This window comes from Hymenobacter mellowenesis, from assembly GCF_030581005.1.
GTDB lineage: Bacteria > Bacteroidota > Bacteroidia > Cytophagales > Hymenobacteraceae > Hymenobacter > Hymenobacter mellowenesis.
In genome coordinates this window covers 120,385-137,895 of sequence record NZ_JAUQSX010000016.1, presented here as the reverse complement: position 1 = coordinate 137,895, position 17,511 = coordinate 120,385, and the positions used below count along the sequence as shown (strand labels likewise).

Below are 17,511 nucleotides of genomic sequence, written 5' to 3'. Positions count from 1 at the left end.
TTCATCGTGCAGGTGTCAGGTAGTGAAAATACGCTTTTCTCTACTCACAACTGGCCTCCTATTTAGGGAAGCGTACATTCCGACTGTGGCAATTCCTTGATTTGCTTTAAGAGCAATAGCTGAAGAAACGTCTGCACCCACTGTAAAATCAGCATTAATGGAACCTTCTGTTTCTGTGAGTTCTACAGCATGGGCATCATCTTCGTCTGTTGCTACCTCAGAAACGACATTCATCAACTTGCCAATCGAAGCATCAGTGCGGCCAACGCTCATGGCAATTCTCACAGCGGCACCTTGGGCACTATCCACCCAAGGATGGTCTGAAATGGCATAGGTGAGGTAAAGGGGCGGCGTAGCTTCCAGATGCCGCTGAATCAGGCGGCGGTTGAACGTTTGGGTGATGGAATTAGTGGTGATGAAGCCGAAAGATTCAGCCTTGTTTTGCCGGACGATTTCGGCAGCTTTTTCCCACCAATACATGACCAAATCTGCGGATTCAGGCATCTGCGGATTCAGGCACTACGCCTTTGTAGGTTTTGCGCAATGCATCCACGTAGTCACCGCCCAAAGCGCCGCGCATGGCCTTGTCGCCCACGAAAGGAGGGTTGCCAATAATGAAGTCAGCTTCGGGCCAAACCGTCGGCTTCGCGTTTTGGAAGCCTTCGTTATAAGTCAACACCGCGTCCTGCTGGCGGATGTTCTGGTACTCGTCGAGCAGGGGCTCGGCCAGCTGGGTGATGCCGTGAGTGCGCAGGTGCCACTGCAGGTAGCCGATGCGCAGCACCACATGGGCAATGGCGGCGGCGCGCGGGTTCAGCTCCAGGCCCAGCAGCTGCCGGGGACTCACGGTAGTGCCCCCGCCGAGGTCGAGCAGGCCGGTTTGGCCGAAGGCGTTGATGGCGGCCAGCACCTCGCCCTCCAGCCGCTTGAGGTGCTCGAGCGTGACGTAGAGGAAGTTACCGGAGCCGCAGGCGGGGTCGAGGATGCGCAGCGAGGTGAGGCGCGTGAGGAAGCGCACCAGCTCTTGGCGGGCCTCCTTCGGTTGGCCTTCGTCGATGCGGCGGGCGCTGGCGGCCTGGGCGGCCGTCCATTCGCGGCACAGGGGTTCGAGCACGGTGGGCAGCACCAGGCGCTCCACGTAGCGGCGCGGGGTGTAGTGGGCGCCCAGGCTGTGGCGCTCGCGGGGGTCGAGGGCGCGTTCGAGCAGGGTGCCGAAGATGGCGGGCTCCACCTCGGTCCAGTCGGCTTCGGCGGCTTTGAGCAGCAGGGCCATCTGGTCGGGGGTGAGGGGCAGGGCGGTGGCGTCGTGGAAGAGCTTGCCGTTGAAGCGGCGCAGGCGGGCCTTGAGGTCGGGCGAGAAGCCGCCGGTGTCCATGGTGGCCCAGAGGCCACGCAGGGCATCGGGCAGAAACTTGCGCAGCTCGGGCGTGGAGTAGGTACGCAGCATGCTCGTGAAGCTGGCCTTGGGAATGAGCCCCACGTCCTCCGAAAACATCGTGAACAGGCAGCGCATCAGGAACTGGGCCACCACCTCGGGCGCGTGCCCGGCCCGCTCCAACTGGGCACTCACGCCGGCCAGGTAGCCGGCCAGGTAGCCGGCCAGCTCCCGCGTGACGCGGGCGGCGCGGCGGCTGGGGTCCAGCTTGCGGGGCGCCGCCCACACCTGGCGCAGCAGCGCGCGGGTGCCCTCATCGGCCAGGGCAGCCAGCGGCAGCCGGAACCGGGCCTGGTCGGGGAAGGGCACGAAGGAATCGCCGACGCCGGCGAAGTTCGAGTACACGTCGATGCAGTAGCCCACGTCTACCACCAGCACAAACAGGGGCCGGGACTCATCGGGCGGCAGGGCGCGCACGTAGCCCAGCGCCTGCTGGCGGGCCGCTTGCATCATCTGCTCCCACTTTATTGTTCCTCGTTGAGCGTGGCCGAAACGTCGTTTTTCAGAGCTGAGGCCCAGTTCACGCCGGTCGTGCGTCGTGCGTCGTGCGTCGTGCGTCGTGCGTCGTGCGTCGTGCGTCGTGCGTCGTGCGTTATTTTATATCATCATCTAAACCTTCTTTTACGCCATCTACGCCCTGTTTTGTTTCCAAAATAAAGCATCCGCGCTTGTAGAGGTCGATGCGGCCGGTGCTTTTCCTGGCGCCGTCATTGAAAGTTACGGCGCGTTCGAATACATACTGGTCTTGGGTTGGTAAGTCGGTGGTGGGGTTCGGCTTCGACACGCCGATAAGGTCGCACAGGTCTTGTAGGAAGAGGCCGTAGTTGGCGCGCTCGGCGCCGCCGGAGTTGCGCCAGCGGGCGGCGAAGTCGGGGTAAGTCATTATTGGGGTAGAAATTGGGGATGGGAAGATAGGCAGGCGGGGCGGACGGGGCGCCTCACCCCCGGCCCCTCTCCCCAGGGAGAGGGGGGCCAGTCGACTTGTAGCGTGGACTCTGCGAGTCCGCGCCGGGGCGAATGTTCCTGCAGGTTCGGACAAGCGCGAACTCGCAGAGTCCACGCTACAAACCGTGCAGAACCTGTGCCCCCTCTCCCTGGGGAGAGGGGGCTGCCCCGTAGGGGTCACGTGAGGCGCCCGTCAGAAAGACGATAAATCCCCTACCGCACCACCGCCTGCTTGCTGGCCGAGCGGCCGAACTTGGTGGGGAAATACACCAGCTCCGCCTTGGCCGGGTTGATGGTGTAGGTGCCCTTGAAGCGCGGCTGCAGGGCAATGCGGAACTGGTGCCGGCCGATGGGCAGGCGGTCGAGGAAGATGCCGGTTTGGTGGCGCAGGTACTCGCGGTGAGTTTCGAGGCCGTTGGTGGGCGCCGGGTCGCCGTAGGAGCAGCCGGCCGGGATGGGCACTTCCAGCAGCACGTAGCGGGCCTCGGCCTTCACGTCCACGGTCACGAGCAGCTCGGCGGGCTGGCCGGCGCGCAGCGTCACGCGGCTGCCGGCCTGGCCCGCCAGGGCCGTCCGCACCGTGAAGGCGGCCGTGACGGGCGCCGGCGCGGGGTTCCAGTGGCTTTGGTAGGCCGTGGCGTAGAGCGGTAGCAGGCCCTCCTTGCGCAGCGCGAGCGGCCCGCTGCTGCCGGCCAGCTTCGCGGTGAAGGGAAACTGCGTCACGGTCTGACTCAGCCCGCCGCTGAGCTGGGCGCGGGCGAAGGTGGCCGGCCGGCCCGCCGCAAACAGGTCGGGGCCGATGGTTTCGAGGATTTGGGCGGCTTCGTAGGTGCTGGTCCAGTGGCCGCCTTCGCGCAGGTTGAGCAGGCCCACGCGCAGCCGGGCCAGCTCGGCCTCGTGCCCGCCAACGGACCGCAGTGCCCGATACGCCAGCAGCGTGGTGCCCACCCGGTCGCGCAGCAGGTAGCCGTAGTAGGTCGAGGCGTGCAGCGTATCGCCATAAAACACGCCGCCCAGCTGGGTGCTGAGCCGGTAGCGCCGCAGCGTATCGAGCTGGAAGGGCAGGCCGAGCTGCTGGCGCAAGGTCACGAGGGCCAGGTAGCGGTCGAGGGGCTGGCGGCCGGTTTGCAGGCGGTCGAAGCGGGCCACGTAGGTCTTGAAATCGGCCGGTGCGCCCAGGCGGTGTAGCAGCGCCAGCAGGCGAATGAGGTCGTCGGGGGCGCGGTAGTAGCCGTAGTAGCTGGGCAACGGGCGGCCGCGCAGCCGGGCCACCGTGGCGGCTTCACTCAGGTGGTCGTCGAGCTCGCGCAGCAGATAGGCCTGCGTGGCCGCGCGGTCGAAAACCACCTTGTAGCCGGCTTTCTCGGCATCCAGCAAAGCCTCCAGAACGTGCGAGGTGGCCCAGGGGCTCACCGCCGATTCGGCCCAGGTGCCCCACAGGTGCTCGGGCTTATGCTGGCCTGCCAGCAGCTTCTTGATGAGAAAGTTAATGGCCCGGTCGCCCCGAAACGGCAGGCTCTGCACCTCCCGGATGCGGCGCTCCAGCAGCAGCGCCTTCAGCTTGGAGGCGGCCTGCTCGTTGCAGAGGTAGGCGTAGCGCTGCAGGTGCTCGATTTCCGACAGCAGCAGCGGCAGGGCGTCGCTTTCCAGGTGCACCGTCACTTCGCCATAAGCGGGGTTGATGGGCAACTGCACCGTCGTATCGGCGGCGGTGAGGGTGGCGAAGGTACCCACGCGCTCCAGCGTGCCGGCGGGCAGCACGGGCAGGCTGCGCTGCTCGCCGTCTTGGTAGCCGTTGGGCTGAGCGAGGGCGAAGCTGAGCGTGACGGAATCGGGCACCGTGGTGGGGGGCGCGGTGAAGGTGAGCGTGTCGAGGGCCACGGGGCTCACCAGGCGGTTTTGGGTGCGCAGCACCTGCGCGCCGGCCCGGAAAGTGGTGGCTACCTGAGCGGTGTCGAAACCGTAGTTCAGGCTTTTGCCCAGCAGCTGGGTGCGGTCGCCGGCCACCAGGAAGCGGGGCGTGGCCAGCTCGGCCCGCAGCTGCTTGAACGACTTGAGGCGGCCGGTGGCGCGGCCCAGGCGGCCGTGGTCGTCGGAGGCCAGCACGAAGCTGTCCCAGCTGGTCACGTCGTCGGGCAGCACCACCTCGGCGCGGGCCAGGCCCTGGGCATCGGTTTCCAGCAGCGGGTGCCACCAGGCGTAGTCGCGGAAGTGGCGGCGCAGGGCCAGGCGCGGGTCGTCGCCGTTGGCCACGTCGTCGGCAGTGCCTTTGGTAGTAATAATGAGCGCGCCATTGGCGGCCTGGGCGCCGTAGAGGCTGGCCGCTTCTGTCCCCTTTATCACCCGCATGCTGGTGATGCTGGCCGGGTCAATGTCGGACTGCAGGCCATTGAACGGCAGGCCATTGAGCAGGATAAATGGCTGGTTGTTGCCGCTGATGGAAAGGGAGCCGCGAATGGTGATGCGAGCGCCGGAACCTGGCGCGCCCTCGATGATTTGCACGCCGGCCACTTTGCCGGCCAAGCCCCGTAAGGGTGCCGCTGAAACGGTGGAAACGGACCCGGTCACATCCCGCCGTTGCACGGAACCGTAGCCTACCACCACCACTTCACTCAGCTGCTTTACATCGGGGGCAAGCTTGATTACCAGCGTACTTATTCCGCCCACCGGGACATCCTTGGTGGCGTAGCCAATGTAGCTGACGGTCAGCGTGACGCGCCCATCCGGCGGCACCTGCAGCGTGAAGCTGCCATCAGCGCTGGTTGAAATACCGATGGTGCTGCCCTTAATCAGCACCGTCACACCGGGCAGGCCCTCCTCGCTGTCCTGGCCGATGACCTGGCCGCGAATAGTGCGCCAGCCGGGCTGGGGCGTGCGGGGCATTTCGACCCGGATTTCGCGGCGGGCGGGCACGCTGTCGGCCATGGTGATGTGGCCCGTTTTCGGCCGACGCAGCCAGAGCTGCTGGTTGATGCGGCGGCTGAGGCGGCCAGCGGGCACTTGGTCGGTGCGGCGGAGCTGGAAGTAGGTCTGGCCGTTGGGTTGGATGAGGACGTCCTCGGCCGGGGCCAGGCAGGAGCTGTCGGCCAGCAGCACAGCCACGCGGTAGCGGCCCGGCGCCAGCGCATGAATGAGGCCGTAGCCACGCTCCAAACGCAGGAATTTGGGTTGGCTGGGGCGGGTGAGCAGCACGTAGCGCGGCGCGGCCAGCTCCTTGTAGCTGGGGCCGGCATCGGCCGGGCGCGGCGGGAAGCGCAGCTCCAGCCGGCCCTGGCCCAGCGGCGTGGCGTAGGGCACATCGAGCCGGGCGTTGAGGTAGTCGGGCGTGGCGGCGGCCACCCACTCGGGCTTGCGCCGGAAGTCGGCTTCGGTGTAAGCGAAGCCATTCAGCGGTAGCCACTTGCCGTAACTGTTGTAATTGTAGCCGTTGAGCTGGCCCAGCAGGCCCGCATCGAGGCATTGCATTTTCAACAGATTTTGCCCAAACGAATACTTATAAAGCGGCTCAAACAGAAACTTGCGCCGCAGCCCATACGCATCACGCAACAGTACCGAATCGGGCCGGAAGGGGCCGCTGATGAGCGCGCTATTATATCGGCCGCGCGAAAATGGCCTTAGCGCCGGCCCCTGCCGCAGCGTGGCCGCCGCCAGAAACGTGCCATCCAGCACCACCAGGGAGCGTTGCAGGCCCAGCAGCTCGCTGGGCGCCAGCTCCGGGTGCCGTTTTTCCACGCTCAGCTCTGCGCACGGGTGGTTCACGTCGATGCTCAACGTGAGCTTGTGCAGCGGCCGCAGGTACACCTCGCGCAGCGTCACGAAGCGCGTGGCCGTGCGGATGCTGAGGGTATGAAAGCCGCTATCAGCCAGCACGGCATACGGGTCGTTGCGGTTCACGTCGTGGATGTAGCCGGGCTGGCCGTCCACGTACACCGCCACCGGCGGCAGCACCCGCCCCGAATCGACCAGGAAAACCGCCACCTGCGCCAGTCCGCCCGGCGCCGGCCGGTACTCGTGGAACGTACCGCTTTCCGGGTATAGAAACTGGTAAAACGTGAGCGAATCGAGTCCCAGCACGTGCCGCCAGCGCGCCCACAGCAGCAGCTTTTGGGCCGACTTGTTATCAAAGTTTTCCGCCAGTTTAAAACGGCGCAGCGACTGCCGGCCCTGCACCGGCCGGGCCACGCGCAGTTGCGGCAGCGCGGGCGCGGCGGCCTGCTCAAACTTGCTGGTGTAGGCGTAGCTCGTCAGGTCGGCGTGGGGCACGGGGCGGCCCCGCTCGTCGGTCACGGCGTAGCGCAAGCTGATGCGCTGGCCCGGGTAGGCCACGGCCGGCTGCTCGGCATTGATGACGAGCTGCGGCGCGGGCAGCGCCATTGTGAACTCGGCCGAGCGCAGGGCATCGCCCCACCAGTAGTGCAGCGAGGCAAACCACGGCTCCCGGCCGGCGTGCGGAATGGCCAGGCTGAGCGCGTCGGCGTAGCCGCGGTAGCGCAGGCGGTTGCCCTCGTAGAGGTAGTACCAGAAGTGCAGCCCGTGCGGGTTGCTCACGGCCAGCACCAGCGAGTCGGCCCGGCGGTCGGATAGCAGCGTGAGGTCGGCGTTGCTTTGGTTAATGTCCAGGTCGGCGCGGCGGCCCTGCTCGTCGCGCAGCTCGTAGGAGTCGGCGTGGGCGTCCACTTTCAGCACTTGCGGCAGCTGCACCGGTCCCCGAAACAGCCAGCCGCTGCCCAGCTCATTGGCCGTGGAAATGCGGAGCGTAGCCGCGTGCGGCTGGCTTTTGCCCAAATGCCGGTATTCGAGGTGCACCGAGTCGCCGCGCAGCTCGGCGTGCAGTTCGCCGGGGTCATGGCGGAAATCCACGGCGGTGCTTTCGGTGCGGCGCTCGTTGTCGGAGGTCAGCAGGGTGGCCTGCACGTTGTAGCGAAAATCGACGTCGGGCAGCGCGTTGGCGGGCAGGTTGAGGCGGGTTTCGCCCAGCGGGTCCAGCGCCTGGCTGCGGGTCCAGAGCGTGTCGGGCATGAAGAGCTGGCGGCCCGGCAACGCGCCCGGCGCGCCGTAGGGCGTCACGCTCAGCCGCAGGCGGGCATCGAGCAGGTTGAGGTCGTTGGCATCGGTGCCGCGCACGAACACAGCCTGCGGCTGGCCCTGGCGCTGGATTTTTTCGGCCACTCGCAGCGTGTAGTGGCTGTTTTTTAATTCGTAGTCTTCGAGCCGAAACTGGCCGCTGGCCAGCACCTGCCCGCGCTTATCTTTCAACCGGAAGCCCACGTAGGTGTCGGGCCGCAAGCCCAGCGAGTCGCTCAGGGGCAGGGTGTGTTCGTAGCTGCCGGGGCGGCTGGGGCGCAGCAGGGCAATGCGCTTGCCGGCGTCGCTGCCATAGGCACTGCCGCCCAGCCACAGCGTGAGGGGCCGGCGGTAAGGGCGGCCGTTTTTGCGGCGCAGCACGCGGGCCTTCAGGCGCAGGGTATCGCCGGATGGGCGGTAGCGGGGCTGGCTGGTGGCCACGTAGTTGGCCCAGCGGCCTCGCTCTTCGTCTTCGTTTTCGCCCTCATCCCGGCGGTTTTCGCGGCGGCTCTGGCGCTCCTCGCGCACGTCTTCGTTGAAAATGGAACGCAGCAGGCCAATGGGACCGGTCGTCACGCTGCTCGGGTAATGCAGCTCCTGCACCAGCCGCCGCACCGGCCCCGTGAGGTAGCCCAGCGGGAAGCCGTAGAGTACCCGCCAGCCGGCCCGCTTCAGCCAGCGTCCGCGCGGCCGGGCCCGCTGCCCACGGTTCGGAAACGCCTGGTCGAGTGCGTGGAACGTGGTGCGCCCGCTGGCCGTCACGGCCACCAGGCCGGCCCGGCCGCCGCCGGCCTGGCGGTAGGTCTGGGTGGCGGCGTCGAAGGCCAGCGGCTTGCCGCGCAGGGCCACCTGCGCATCGGGCAGCAGCCGGCCCAGCGAGTCGCGCACCACGAGGCTCAAGTCTACCTGGTTGTCCACCACCAGCACTTCGCGGTCGGCTTCGGTGCGGAGCTGGTACACCAGCTGCGGGCCTTCGGTGTGGGCCACCAGGTAGTAGCCCAGCGGCAGCGGGCGCGGCGCGGGCTTGTCGGAAGGAAAGGAATCGACGGCCTGCGTGAAAAACTCGGGCCGCGCCGCGCCCAAGCCGCGCTCGTACAGCAGGCGGGCCTGCTCGTCGCTGATGCGGAACACCTTGGTGAGGTAGCTGGTCTGGCGGGCCTGCGCCACCAGCTGCTGGGCGTGGGCGGGGCGGAGCAACAGCAGAAACAGCGCGGCGAAAAGTAGCAGAAGGCGCATAAGCAGGCGGGGAGAGGTTTCCTATCCGATGCAGGCCCGCCGCCGAATGCACACCGCCGCACGCAAAAAGGCCCGGTCGGAACCGGGCCTTTTGTCTACTTATGCTGAAACCAAATAAATTAGAACGTCATGCTGAGCGCAGCCGAAGCATCTCTGCCGCTTCGTTGTTTCGATTGAGTCAGTATTGCGGTAGAGATGCTTCGGCTGCGCGGACGCCAGATGAGCATGACGTTCCGGGGGATGCGGACTTCTTTAAGTCAGGTGCATCAGATATTCAGCTTCACCAGCTTCATGCCGATTTTCTTTTCCTTCTTCAGGTAGTCCACCAGCATCACGTAGCCGGGCTTGGCGGGGTAGAGGAAGGAGGCGGTGGCATTGCTGGTGCCGTCAATCTTATCGAGCTTGAACTGGCCGTTGTCGCCAAAAGCCACGTTGCCGATAACCTTCTTGGTGGCCTCGCCCTTCTCCTTGTCATAGTTGATGTACACCACGTTGAACTGCGAGTTGGCGTCGTTTTTCTGCGTGAACTGGTAGTCAAACTGGCCCGACTGGCGGAAGTACATGCCCAGCAGGCCGGTGCCCATCAGGCCGGCTCCCGGGGGCACGTAGGCCACGGAGGGGTCTTTGGGGTAGAATTTGATGCTGTTCAGCTTGTACTCGGGGTCGAGGGAGAACACCAGCATGTTGGCGATTTTGCCCTTCGATACCGACGTGCCGCCGCCCAGCGCCGCCATGGCAATGCCCAGGCCGTCGCCCACCACTTTGTACTGTTCGGCCACGATGTAGGTGTTGCCGTTCGAGCCGCGCATGATGGACTGCGTGTAGTTCACGAAGCCGTCTTCCACGCTCTGGCGGGCTTCGGCGGGCAGCGCGGCGGCCACTTCGTTGTGCCAGCCGTAGTTTTTCACCGCCACCGGCTTGCCGGCTTCGCTGAAGCGCTTGATGAAAAAGCCCTGGCTCTTGTTCACAAACGGCTTGTCGTTCAGCTTGTAAAACTCGCCCACGGCGATGAACTCGCGCTTCACCGGGTCGAAGGTGAAGGAGCTGAGCGAGAGCTGCTCGGTGTTGGTGGTTTCCACCGGCATGTCGAACACCTTCTTGCCCGTGGCCGACTCAATGGCCACCATGTAAGCGTTGATTTTCTTCGACATCATGCCGTCGCGGCGCATGATGGTGGCCAGGATGTACTTGTCGGTGGCCTGCGTCATGTTGATGGACTCGTAGAACTTCGACTTGGGGTCGGAGCTCAGGCGCCAGCGCGGGGTCAGCTTGTCGTCGTACATCTGCAGGTTGAAGCCGCGCATCATGCCTTCGTAGCTGTTGCGCACGAAGCCGAAGTTGGGCACCGGAAACAGCGTCAGGCCGCCCATCATGCCGCCGCCGGCCTCCTGGTCGTTGCCCTGCGTGGCAAAAGACTGCTGCATGGCCATCATGTCGGCCTTGTTCAGGTCGCCAATGGCTTTGAAGCCCAGCTTCTTGAGGCTGGTGTCGTAGGTCTCCAGCTCCAGCGTTTTCTCCTTCATGTTGTAGTAGTACATGGCGAAGGCGCTGCCGTTGAAGGCGTTGCGGAGCAGGAAATACTTACCGGCCGGCTTCTGCAAGGTGATATTACTCACCTTGTTGAGGTCCTGGTCGTAGAAATCGAGCAGGTAGTTGTCGTTTTTGCGGTCGGCCTTGTCGCCCTTGGTGTAAGACACGTAGCCTTTCACCTCGTTGCCGGCATACACCGGTTCGATGGCTGTGCGCGACACGCGGGAGATGCCCTCCAGGGTTTGGGTTTGGGCGTGCAGAGCCGCCGAAGCCGCCAGCGTCACAGCGGCCGCCAGCAGGGTGTTTTTAACAAACATGAAAAAAGGGTAAAGGGTGAGAAATAAGCGGAATGGTTAATGAAAATGAATTGTGAATCAGACGGTCATGCAGAGCGCAGCGAAGCATCTCGCGTGTGGTAGTAACTCAATCGATTGGTTTATTTCGGCACGCAAGATGCTTCGCTGCGCTCTGCATGACCGTTCCTTCAATGTAAGAGTTGGTTCTAGCGAATCGACTTCTTGCCCGAAACCACCGGCTTCGGAAACAGCAGCTTGGCAAATTTGCCGTCCTGGTAGCGGCTCTGGTACTGCTGCTTGAGCGTGGCCGCGGTGGGCTCGCCGGCCAGTGCCGCGGCGGCGTAGTTAGCGGCCAAAGCATACTCGTCAGCAGGCACGGCGGGGGCCGCGCCATTCTGGGCGAAGCAGGCCAGCAGGCCCTTGTAGTCGTCGGCTTTCCAGGCGTAGAGCGTAGTCAGCATCTGGTTGAAATTTTCGGGATGGTGCTTCGACACGTTGCCCACCACTTCGTAGAAATCGTGCTTCAGCAGGTGCTCGCGCATCTCAAACAGGCTCAGCGTCACCACCGAGCGCAGGTAGGCATTCTGGGGCTCGTCGTGCAACAGCTGCAAGGCTTCAAACAGCGCATGGTCGTAGCAATCGTAGTCGAACCAGCTTTGCACCGATTCCAGCCGGCTGAGCGACACGATGCGGGCAAACTCCGGCGTGGGGGCCGTGGGGGCGTCGGTAATCTGGCCCTGGGCTAGCTCTTTCAGGTAGCGCATGCGCTTAGCGCAATCGGGGTGGCTTTTGAGGGTGTCGGTGGTTTCGAGCACCGTTTTGGTGGGCGCGGCCACGGTGAAGATGGATTTCGGCTTAGCCGGCGCCTCGGCCAGCGGGTAAGGAAAGTTGGCGCAGCCGAAATACTGGCCGAAAGCCAGCGGCTCGGGCGAGAGCGGCTGGTCGATTTTGTCGAGCAGCTGCAGCACGCGGTAAGCCTGCTTGGTGTCGAAGCTGGTGCGCTTGAGCAGGGCGTAGCCCAATGAATCGGCCTGCTTCTCGTATTTGCGGTGGTGGAAAGTGCTGTTCAGCGACAAGCCCAGCGCCAGCGCCTTCAACTTCGAGCTGATGTTGTACTCATCGGCCACGATGCGCTTCACTTCCTTACGCACCTCCTTACTGTGGATTTTGGTGAGCTGCGACCGCAGGCCGCGCTCCATGTGCGCGCACTGGATGTGGGCCAGCTCGTGGCAGAGCACGTAGGCGAGCTGGCTTTCATTTTCGAGGCGGCCCAGCAGGCCCACGTTCAGCATCACAGTGCTGTTGCCCACGGCGTGGGCGTTGGGCTCGGGGTTGCGGCTGAGCACGAGCTGCACGGCCGCCAGTTGTGGGTTGGCCTTGCGGATTTGCGCGAACACGCCCTGCACGTAGGGGTTCAGCACGGGGTCGACGAGGGCAGAGTAGCGGACGGTGTTATACACGTCGGTGGCCGCTTCCTGCGCGATGCGCTTGTAATGGTCCTTGTACTCGCCGCTCACCGACTTGGGCGTCACGAGGTACTTCTGCACAGCGGCGCGGTGTTCCACGGCCATCTGGTGCACCCGCACGGTATCGGGAGAGTAAAAAGGCAGGTAAGGCGCCTGCTGCGCCAACGCCGGGGTAGCCAGCATGCTGCCCACCAAAGACAGCAAAAACAAGAGACGCATAAAACCGTCGGAGGAATTAGATTTCGGGAAGGTAGACAATCCGTCGAACCAAAGGTAGAGCGACGAATTGCTATAATCCTAGCTGCGCATCTCCGGCGGCAAAAGATTTTTTAGCAGTGGCAGCGGGCGGTTTAAGTAGCTGTGTAGCAGCAGGCGCAAGTCCAGGCGGTCATGCTGAGCGCAGCGAAGCATCTTGCCCGCATAAGTAAATGATTATTGGTGGCGGGTAAGATATTTCGCTGCGCTCAGCATGACGTTCTTTGATAGCTACGACTTCCACCACTCAGCCCGCCGCCACCCGCGCCACCACGGCAAAAAGCGGGTCGGAGCGGCCGGGCGGCAGCGGGCTGCAGTCGAGTAGCTCGATGGCGTGCCAGCCGGCGGCGGCGGTCAGGTATTGGCGCACCAGGGCCAGGTGGCCACGGTCGTCTAGCGCGTGCCAAGCGGCAATGGCTTTGCTGGGAAAGCAGCGGTTGGAAAAGGTGATGACCAGCGGGGCCTCGGGCCGGAGCACGCGGGCCAGCTCGCGCAGCACCGCCACCGGCTGCGTCAGGTAGTCGATGGAGACGCAGATGGCGGCGCCGTCGAATTCATCATCAACGAAAGGCAGAATGGGCTGCTGGTTGAGGTCCTGCACCACGAAGCTGGCCAGGTGCGGATTGGCTTTCAGCTCGGCTTCGTTCATGCCCAGGCCCACCACGCGGCGGTAGGGCACCTCGGGCGGCAGGTGGCTCACCCAGCTGCTCATCAGGTCGAGCAGGGCGCTATCGGGCGGGAAGTACTCGCGGTAGAGCTGCGTGACGGCCGCAATGGCGCGGTCGTCGATGTGCGTCACGAAGCGCGGGTGGTGGTAGAACTCGGCATCAGGCGTTTCGTCCTGGCGGCGGAAAATATTGGCGGGAAGGGCGTCGTTGGGGTTCATGAATTCATCGTACGCAGACGGCGGCCCTGGGTGGGCGCGGCCGCCCAGGGCCGCTTTACGGCAGCGGCCGCCGCGAAACGTACACCACCGCCGGGCGGCCCACCGTGGGGTCGATGGCCTGGCCGGTGCTGGTATCGAAGCGCAGGCCGGAGGCCGCCACATACAGCCGCTGCTGCCCATCGAGGTACAGGCCCTTGAGGTAATGGCTGGCGGGCAGGCGCATCTTGGTTTGTGTGGTGCCGTTCGTCCGCAGCAGGTCGGAGGCAACCACCAGGCGGCTGGTGGAGTTGGCGATGGGCTGGGTATTTTCCTGGGTGCGGTACGTGATACCGGCGGTTTCTACCCGGCCAAAAGGCTGGGCCAGGCGGTGGTATTTCTCGTAGCCCCGGGGCACGGTGTTCACGTAGACCCACGTTTTACCAAGGTCGGTGGTGAAGTAATCAACAAAGGAAGCGTTGTTCTGGCCCTGCGCATCGGTGAAGTAGTTGCTGAGGGCGAAAACCGTGTCGTTGCGCGCTAGAAAACCGTAGGTGGCACTGTAAAAATTCTTCCGCTCCTGCCAGGTCTTGCCTTGGTCGGAAGTAGCGTAAATGTGCGCCTTCGTCGAAACCAGCAGGGTTTTGTCGATGTCGCCCCAAACGGAGTAAGCTTCATCGCCGGAAAAAACAGTCTTGATTTCCAGCTTTATCCAGTCCGGGTCTTCAGCTTCGCGGGGCGTTATCTCGGGGTCTTTTTTCTGGCAGGCCACCGCGAGAAGCCCGGTGGCGAAGAGAAGGAACGAATGTTTCATAGCAAGGGGCTTGGGGGAAGACTGGCTGAAAGGAAAGGCGCTGGCACCAGCGTGTGAGCCGGTAACCACTGACAAGATAGGCGCTATTCCCGAAGAACATCAGCCGGCTGCGGTGCCAGAAATGCCGCCAGGTACGGCGCCGTGCGGCTCTCCTTCACCCGCGCCACTTCGCGCGGCGGCCCGGCAGCCACTACACGCCCGCCGTCCTCGCCCGCGCCGGGGCCGATGTCGATAACCCAATCGGAGCTAGCCACCACGCGCATTTCGTGTTCCACCACGATGACGGTATTGCCGGCTTCCACCAAGCCTTCGAGTTGGAGCATGAGCTTTTCGGTGTCGGAAGGGTGCAGGCCGGTGGTGGGCTCATCGAGCACGTAGAGGGTGTTGCCGCGGCCGATGCGCTGCAACTCGGTGGCGAGCTTGATGCGCTGGGCCTCGCCGCCCGAAAGCTCGGTGGCGGGCTGGCCGAGACGCAGGTAGCCCAGGCCCACTTCGCGCAACACCGTGAGGGCGCGGTGGATAGCCGGCTCGTCGGCGAAGAATTCCCAGGCATCGTCCACGGTCAGGCCCAGCACCTCGGCGATATTCTTTTCGCGATACTGCACTTCGAGGGTTTTGGCGTTGTAGCGGGCGCCGTGGCACACCGGGCAGGGTGCGTACACGCTGGGCAGAAACAGCAATTCCACCATCACGAAGCCTTCGCCAGAGCAATTTTCGCAGCGCCCTTTGGCCACGTTGAAGCTGAAGCGGCCGGCGTCGTAGCGGCGCTTGCGGGCCTCGGGCGTAGCCGCGAACAGCTTGCGCACGTGGTCGAACAGGCCGGTGTAGGTGGCCATGTTGGAGCGCGGCGTGCGGCCAATGGGCTTCTGGTCGACGCGCACCAGCCGCTTGATTTTATCCAGGCCGGCCGTGATGTGGCCGCCGAGCGTGGCCGGCGCGGGGGCGGCCAGCGGGTCGGTTTCCTCTTCTTCGGCCTCGATGGTTTGGCCCAAGCTTTCGGCCACCAGCTCCACCAAAACCTGGCTCACGAGGCTGGACTTGCCCGAGCCCGACACGCCCGTGACGGTGGTGAACACGCCCAGCGGAAATTCCACAGCCAGGTTTTCGAGGTTGTTGCGCGTCACGCCGGCCAGCTTTAGCCAGCCGGTGGGCGTGCGCGGCGGCACGTCGGGCAGGGGCGAAGTATCAAAGAGAAACTGGCGGGTCTGGGAAGCTTCAACACGTTTCAAGCCTTCCGGCGGGCCGCTGTAGAGGATTTCGCCGCCCTTCTCACCGGCGGCCGGTCCCACGTCCACCAGCCAGTCGGCCTGCCGGATGACGTCCAAATCGTGCTCCACCACGAACAGCGAATTACCCGCGCTTTTCAGGCCCGCCAGCGCTTTCAGCAGCGCCTCGGTATCGGCCGGGTGCAGGCCGGCGCTGGGCTCATCGAGCACGTACACCACTCCGAATAGGTTGGAATACAGCTGCGTGGCCAGCCGCAGGCGCTGCAGTTCGCCGGGCGAGAGCGTGGGCGTGCCGCGCTCCAGCGACAGATAGCCCAGGCCCAAATCCAATAGCACCGTCAGGCGCGCCGCCAAATCCTCGGCAATGCGCCGGGCCACGATGGCCTGCTCCGGGTGCTCCTGGTCGTGCTTTTGCTTCCCGGCCTTGCCCGCGGCAAATGGCGCCAGCAGCGCCGCTAGGCGCTTGAGCGGCAGGCGCGACATCTCGGCAATATCCAGCCCGGCGAATTTCACCGACAGCGACTCCCGGCGCAAGCGCTTGCCGTGGCAAGTGGGGCAGTCGGAGCCCAGCATGTACTGGGCCACGCGCTTTTTCATCAGCGCGCTCTGGGTGGTGGCGAAGGTGTGCAGCACGTACTTTTTCACCCCTGTGAAGGTTCCCATGTAATTCGGCGGCTCGCGGCGCTTGATGGCCCGCTGCGTCTGCTCGGGCGAGTAGCCGGGGTACACCGGCAGCACGGGCTGCTCCTCGGTGAAGAGAATCCATTCTCGGTCTTTCTGGGGCAAATCCTGCCAGGGCGTGTCCACGTCGAAGCCCATGCTCACCAGAATGTCGCGCTGGTTCTGGCCGCCCCAGGCCTGGGGCCAGGCCGCAATGGCCCGCTCCCGGATGGTGAGCGTAGGGTCGGGCACCATGCTGGCTTCGGTCACTTCATACACGCGGCCCAGGCCATGGCAGGTGGGGCAGGCACCCTCGGCGGTGTTGGGCGAGAAGGCTTCGGCGTAAATAATGCCCTGCCCGGCCGGGTAGTCGCCGGCACGCGAATACAGCATCCGCACGAGGTTGGAAAGCGTGGTGACCGAGCCCACCGACGAGCGGGTGCTGGGCGCGCCGCGCTGCTGCTGCAGAGCCACGGCCGGCGGTAGCCCTTCAATCGAGGTCACTTCCGGCACCGCCATCTGGTGGAAAAGCCGCCGCGCGTAAGGCGACACCGACTCCAGGTAGCGGCGCTGGGCCTCGGCGTAGAGCGTGCCAAAGGCCAGACTGCTCTTGCCCGAGCCCGACACGCCGGTGAACACCACCAGCGCATCGCGCGGAATGTCGACGTCGACGTTTTTGAGGTTGTGCTCGCGGGCGCCGCGCACGCGCACGAAACCGGTAAAATCAGGGGGAGAGGAGGGAGGCATAGAGGAGGGCCGCTGGGAAACGTTTTAACGCAGCATACGCAGCCCACCGCCGCGCATCCGAAAATGGCCTGCTAAAAGGCCCCAACCCTCCGGCCCGAAACAGGCTGCCCCGAGGAAGATACCCGCCTACGGCTGCTGCCGGAAGCTGCCGCCGCTGAGCTGCAGCCGCAGGCGCTTGGCGCCCGGCTTGCGGCGGTAGCCACTTATGGCCAGCCGGTCTTTGTCGTCAATAATCAATTCGTCATCGTCGAAATCGATGCGCAGGGTTTGCTTGCCGGCCTCGTAGGCCATCGGGGCATTGCAGAGCAGCAGCGCGGACGTTTTGCCGAAAGCAGAGGGCAGCAGCAGGTAATTGCCCTTGAGCTCAAACACAAACGCTTCGGAATTATAACACTGGCTGTCACCTTGTTCCATGCCCAGCAGCAGGTAGAAGATTCGGCCGGCCACGGGCAGCGGGTGAATCTCGTTGAAAAAGCACTCCTCGCGCAGGGCGTAGGCACGCAGCTGGCCCGCCGCGGTTTTCCACTGCACCACGGGCCGGTGAATGGTGCCGCGCGTGCCGCCCGACGAATAGGAAAACGTGTACACCCGCACGCTGGCGGCATCGGCCGGGCCCACCGTCAGGTCCAGCCCCAGGTCCTTGGCCGCCGCAGCCGATACGGCGTGCGCGCCCAAGTAGGCCACCAACTGCCGGGTGGTTTTCGTCAGCAGTTGGTCGATTTCCTCGCTTTCGCCCTCGGTGCTGGCTTCGATGATGGCCAGGTTTTTCTTGAGTTCGGCGGCCGTGGGAATCGTTTTGGCAGCCTGCGCAACCCCCAGCAACGGGGTTGTCAGCCAAGTAGTTGCCAGCAGCAGGCACACAAGGGCTTTAGACATAAAACGCTTCGCGATAAAGTAGAATGGGGCGGCAACAAAGCCGCCGCTAAGCTACCGTCGGCGCTACCAGATTCGTTGGCGGCTGCCGGACGGCGCGCG

General features: G+C 64.4%; 10 protein-coding genes. All 10 read right to left on the bottom strand.

The genetic code is table 11. The features are described from left to right. Positions 1-15: 15 nt before the first annotated feature. The gene (locus Q5H92_RS23760; RefSeq protein WP_305014068.1) at positions 16-504 is read right to left on the bottom strand and encodes a DNA methyltransferase; all 489 of its coding nucleotides are present in this window, start codon (positions 502-504) and stop codon (positions 16-18) included. Then, positions 497-1,888 carry a DNA methyltransferase gene (locus tag Q5H92_RS23755; protein WP_305014067.1) on the bottom strand — a complete coding sequence of 464 codons (1,392 nt, stop codon included), beginning with the start codon at positions 1,886-1,888 and terminating at the stop codon, positions 497-499. Before Q5H92_RS23755 ends, Q5H92_RS23760 begins: the two co-directional genes overlap by 8 nt. Before the next feature lie 139 nt (positions 1,889-2,027). Beyond that, positions 2,028-2,318: a type IIL restriction-modification enzyme MmeI gene (locus Q5H92_RS23750; RefSeq protein WP_305014066.1), complete on the bottom strand. Its 291-nt coding sequence runs from the start codon at positions 2,316-2,318 to the stop codon at positions 2,028-2,030. Positions 2,319-2,593: 275 nt separating this feature from the next. Next, positions 2,594-8,680, bottom strand: coding sequence for a carboxypeptidase-like regulatory domain-containing protein (locus tag Q5H92_RS23745; protein WP_305014065.1), 6,087 nt, complete (start codon positions 8,678-8,680; stop codon positions 2,594-2,596). 266 nt (positions 8,681-8,946) lie between these two features. Next, positions 8,947-10,527, bottom strand: coding sequence for a DUF6770 family protein (locus tag Q5H92_RS23740; protein ID WP_305014064.1), 1,581 nt, complete (start codon positions 10,525-10,527; stop codon positions 8,947-8,949). A 185-nt stretch (positions 10,528-10,712) separates the two neighbouring features. Then, positions 10,713-12,191, bottom strand: a complete 1,479-nt coding sequence (locus Q5H92_RS23735; protein ID WP_305014063.1) for a M48 family metallopeptidase — start codon at positions 12,189-12,191, stop codon at positions 10,713-10,715. A 283-nt stretch (positions 12,192-12,474) separates the two neighbouring features. Continuing rightward, positions 12,475-13,113, bottom strand: coding sequence for a class I SAM-dependent methyltransferase (locus Q5H92_RS23730; protein ID WP_305014062.1), 639 nt, complete (start codon positions 13,111-13,113; stop codon positions 12,475-12,477). Between the two features lie 55 nt (positions 13,114-13,168). Next, entirely contained in the window at positions 13,169-13,903 is a 735-nt protein-coding gene (locus tag Q5H92_RS23725) for a beta propeller repeat protein (RefSeq protein ID WP_305014061.1), read from the bottom strand. Positions 13,904-13,986: 83 nt separating this feature from the next. Continuing rightward, complete coding sequence (uvrA, locus tag Q5H92_RS23720; RefSeq protein ID WP_305014060.1) at positions 13,987-16,536, bottom strand: excinuclease ABC subunit UvrA; 2,550 nt, start codon at positions 16,534-16,536, stop codon at positions 13,987-13,989. A 126-nt stretch (positions 16,537-16,662) separates the two neighbouring features. Then, positions 16,663-17,412, bottom strand: a complete 750-nt coding sequence (locus Q5H92_RS23715) for a hypothetical protein (RefSeq protein WP_305014059.1) — start codon at positions 17,410-17,412, stop codon at positions 16,663-16,665. Positions 17,413-17,511: the final 99 nt, after the last annotated feature.

Excerpts from the sequence above, each read along its gene's own strand:
- Q5H92_RS23760 (WP_305014068.1), bottom strand. The coding sequence starts at position 504 with ATGCCTGAATCCGCAGATTTGGTCATGTATTGGTGGGAAAAAGCTGCC.
- Q5H92_RS23755 (WP_305014067.1), bottom strand. The coding sequence starts at position 1,888 with ATGATGCAAGCGGCCCGCCAGCAGGCGCTGGGCTACGTGCGCGCCCTG.
- Q5H92_RS23750 (WP_305014066.1), bottom strand. The coding sequence starts at position 2,318 with ATGACTTACCCCGACTTCGCCGCCCGCTGGCGCAACTCCGGCGGCGCC.
- Q5H92_RS23745 (WP_305014065.1), bottom strand. The coding sequence starts at position 8,680 with ATGCGCCTTCTGCTACTTTTCGCCGCGCTGTTTCTGCTGTTGCTCCGC.
- Q5H92_RS23740 (WP_305014064.1), bottom strand. The coding sequence starts at position 10,527 with ATGTTTGTTAAAAACACCCTGCTGGCGGCCGCTGTGACGCTGGCGGCT.
- Q5H92_RS23735 (WP_305014063.1), bottom strand. The coding sequence starts at position 12,191 with ATGCGTCTCTTGTTTTTGCTGTCTTTGGTGGGCAGCATGCTGGCTACC.
- Q5H92_RS23730 (WP_305014062.1), bottom strand. The coding sequence starts at position 13,113 with ATGAACCCCAACGACGCCCTTCCCGCCAATATTTTCCGCCGCCAGGAC.
- Q5H92_RS23725 (WP_305014061.1), bottom strand. The coding sequence starts at position 13,903 with ATGAAACATTCGTTCCTTCTCTTCGCCACCGGGCTTCTCGCGGTGGCC.
- uvrA (WP_305014060.1), bottom strand. The coding sequence starts at position 16,536 with ATGCCTCCCTCCTCTCCCCCTGATTTTACCGGTTTCGTGCGCGTGCGC.
- Q5H92_RS23715 (WP_305014059.1), bottom strand. The coding sequence starts at position 17,412 with ATGTCTAAAGCCCTTGTGTGCCTGCTGCTGGCAACTACTTGGCTGACA.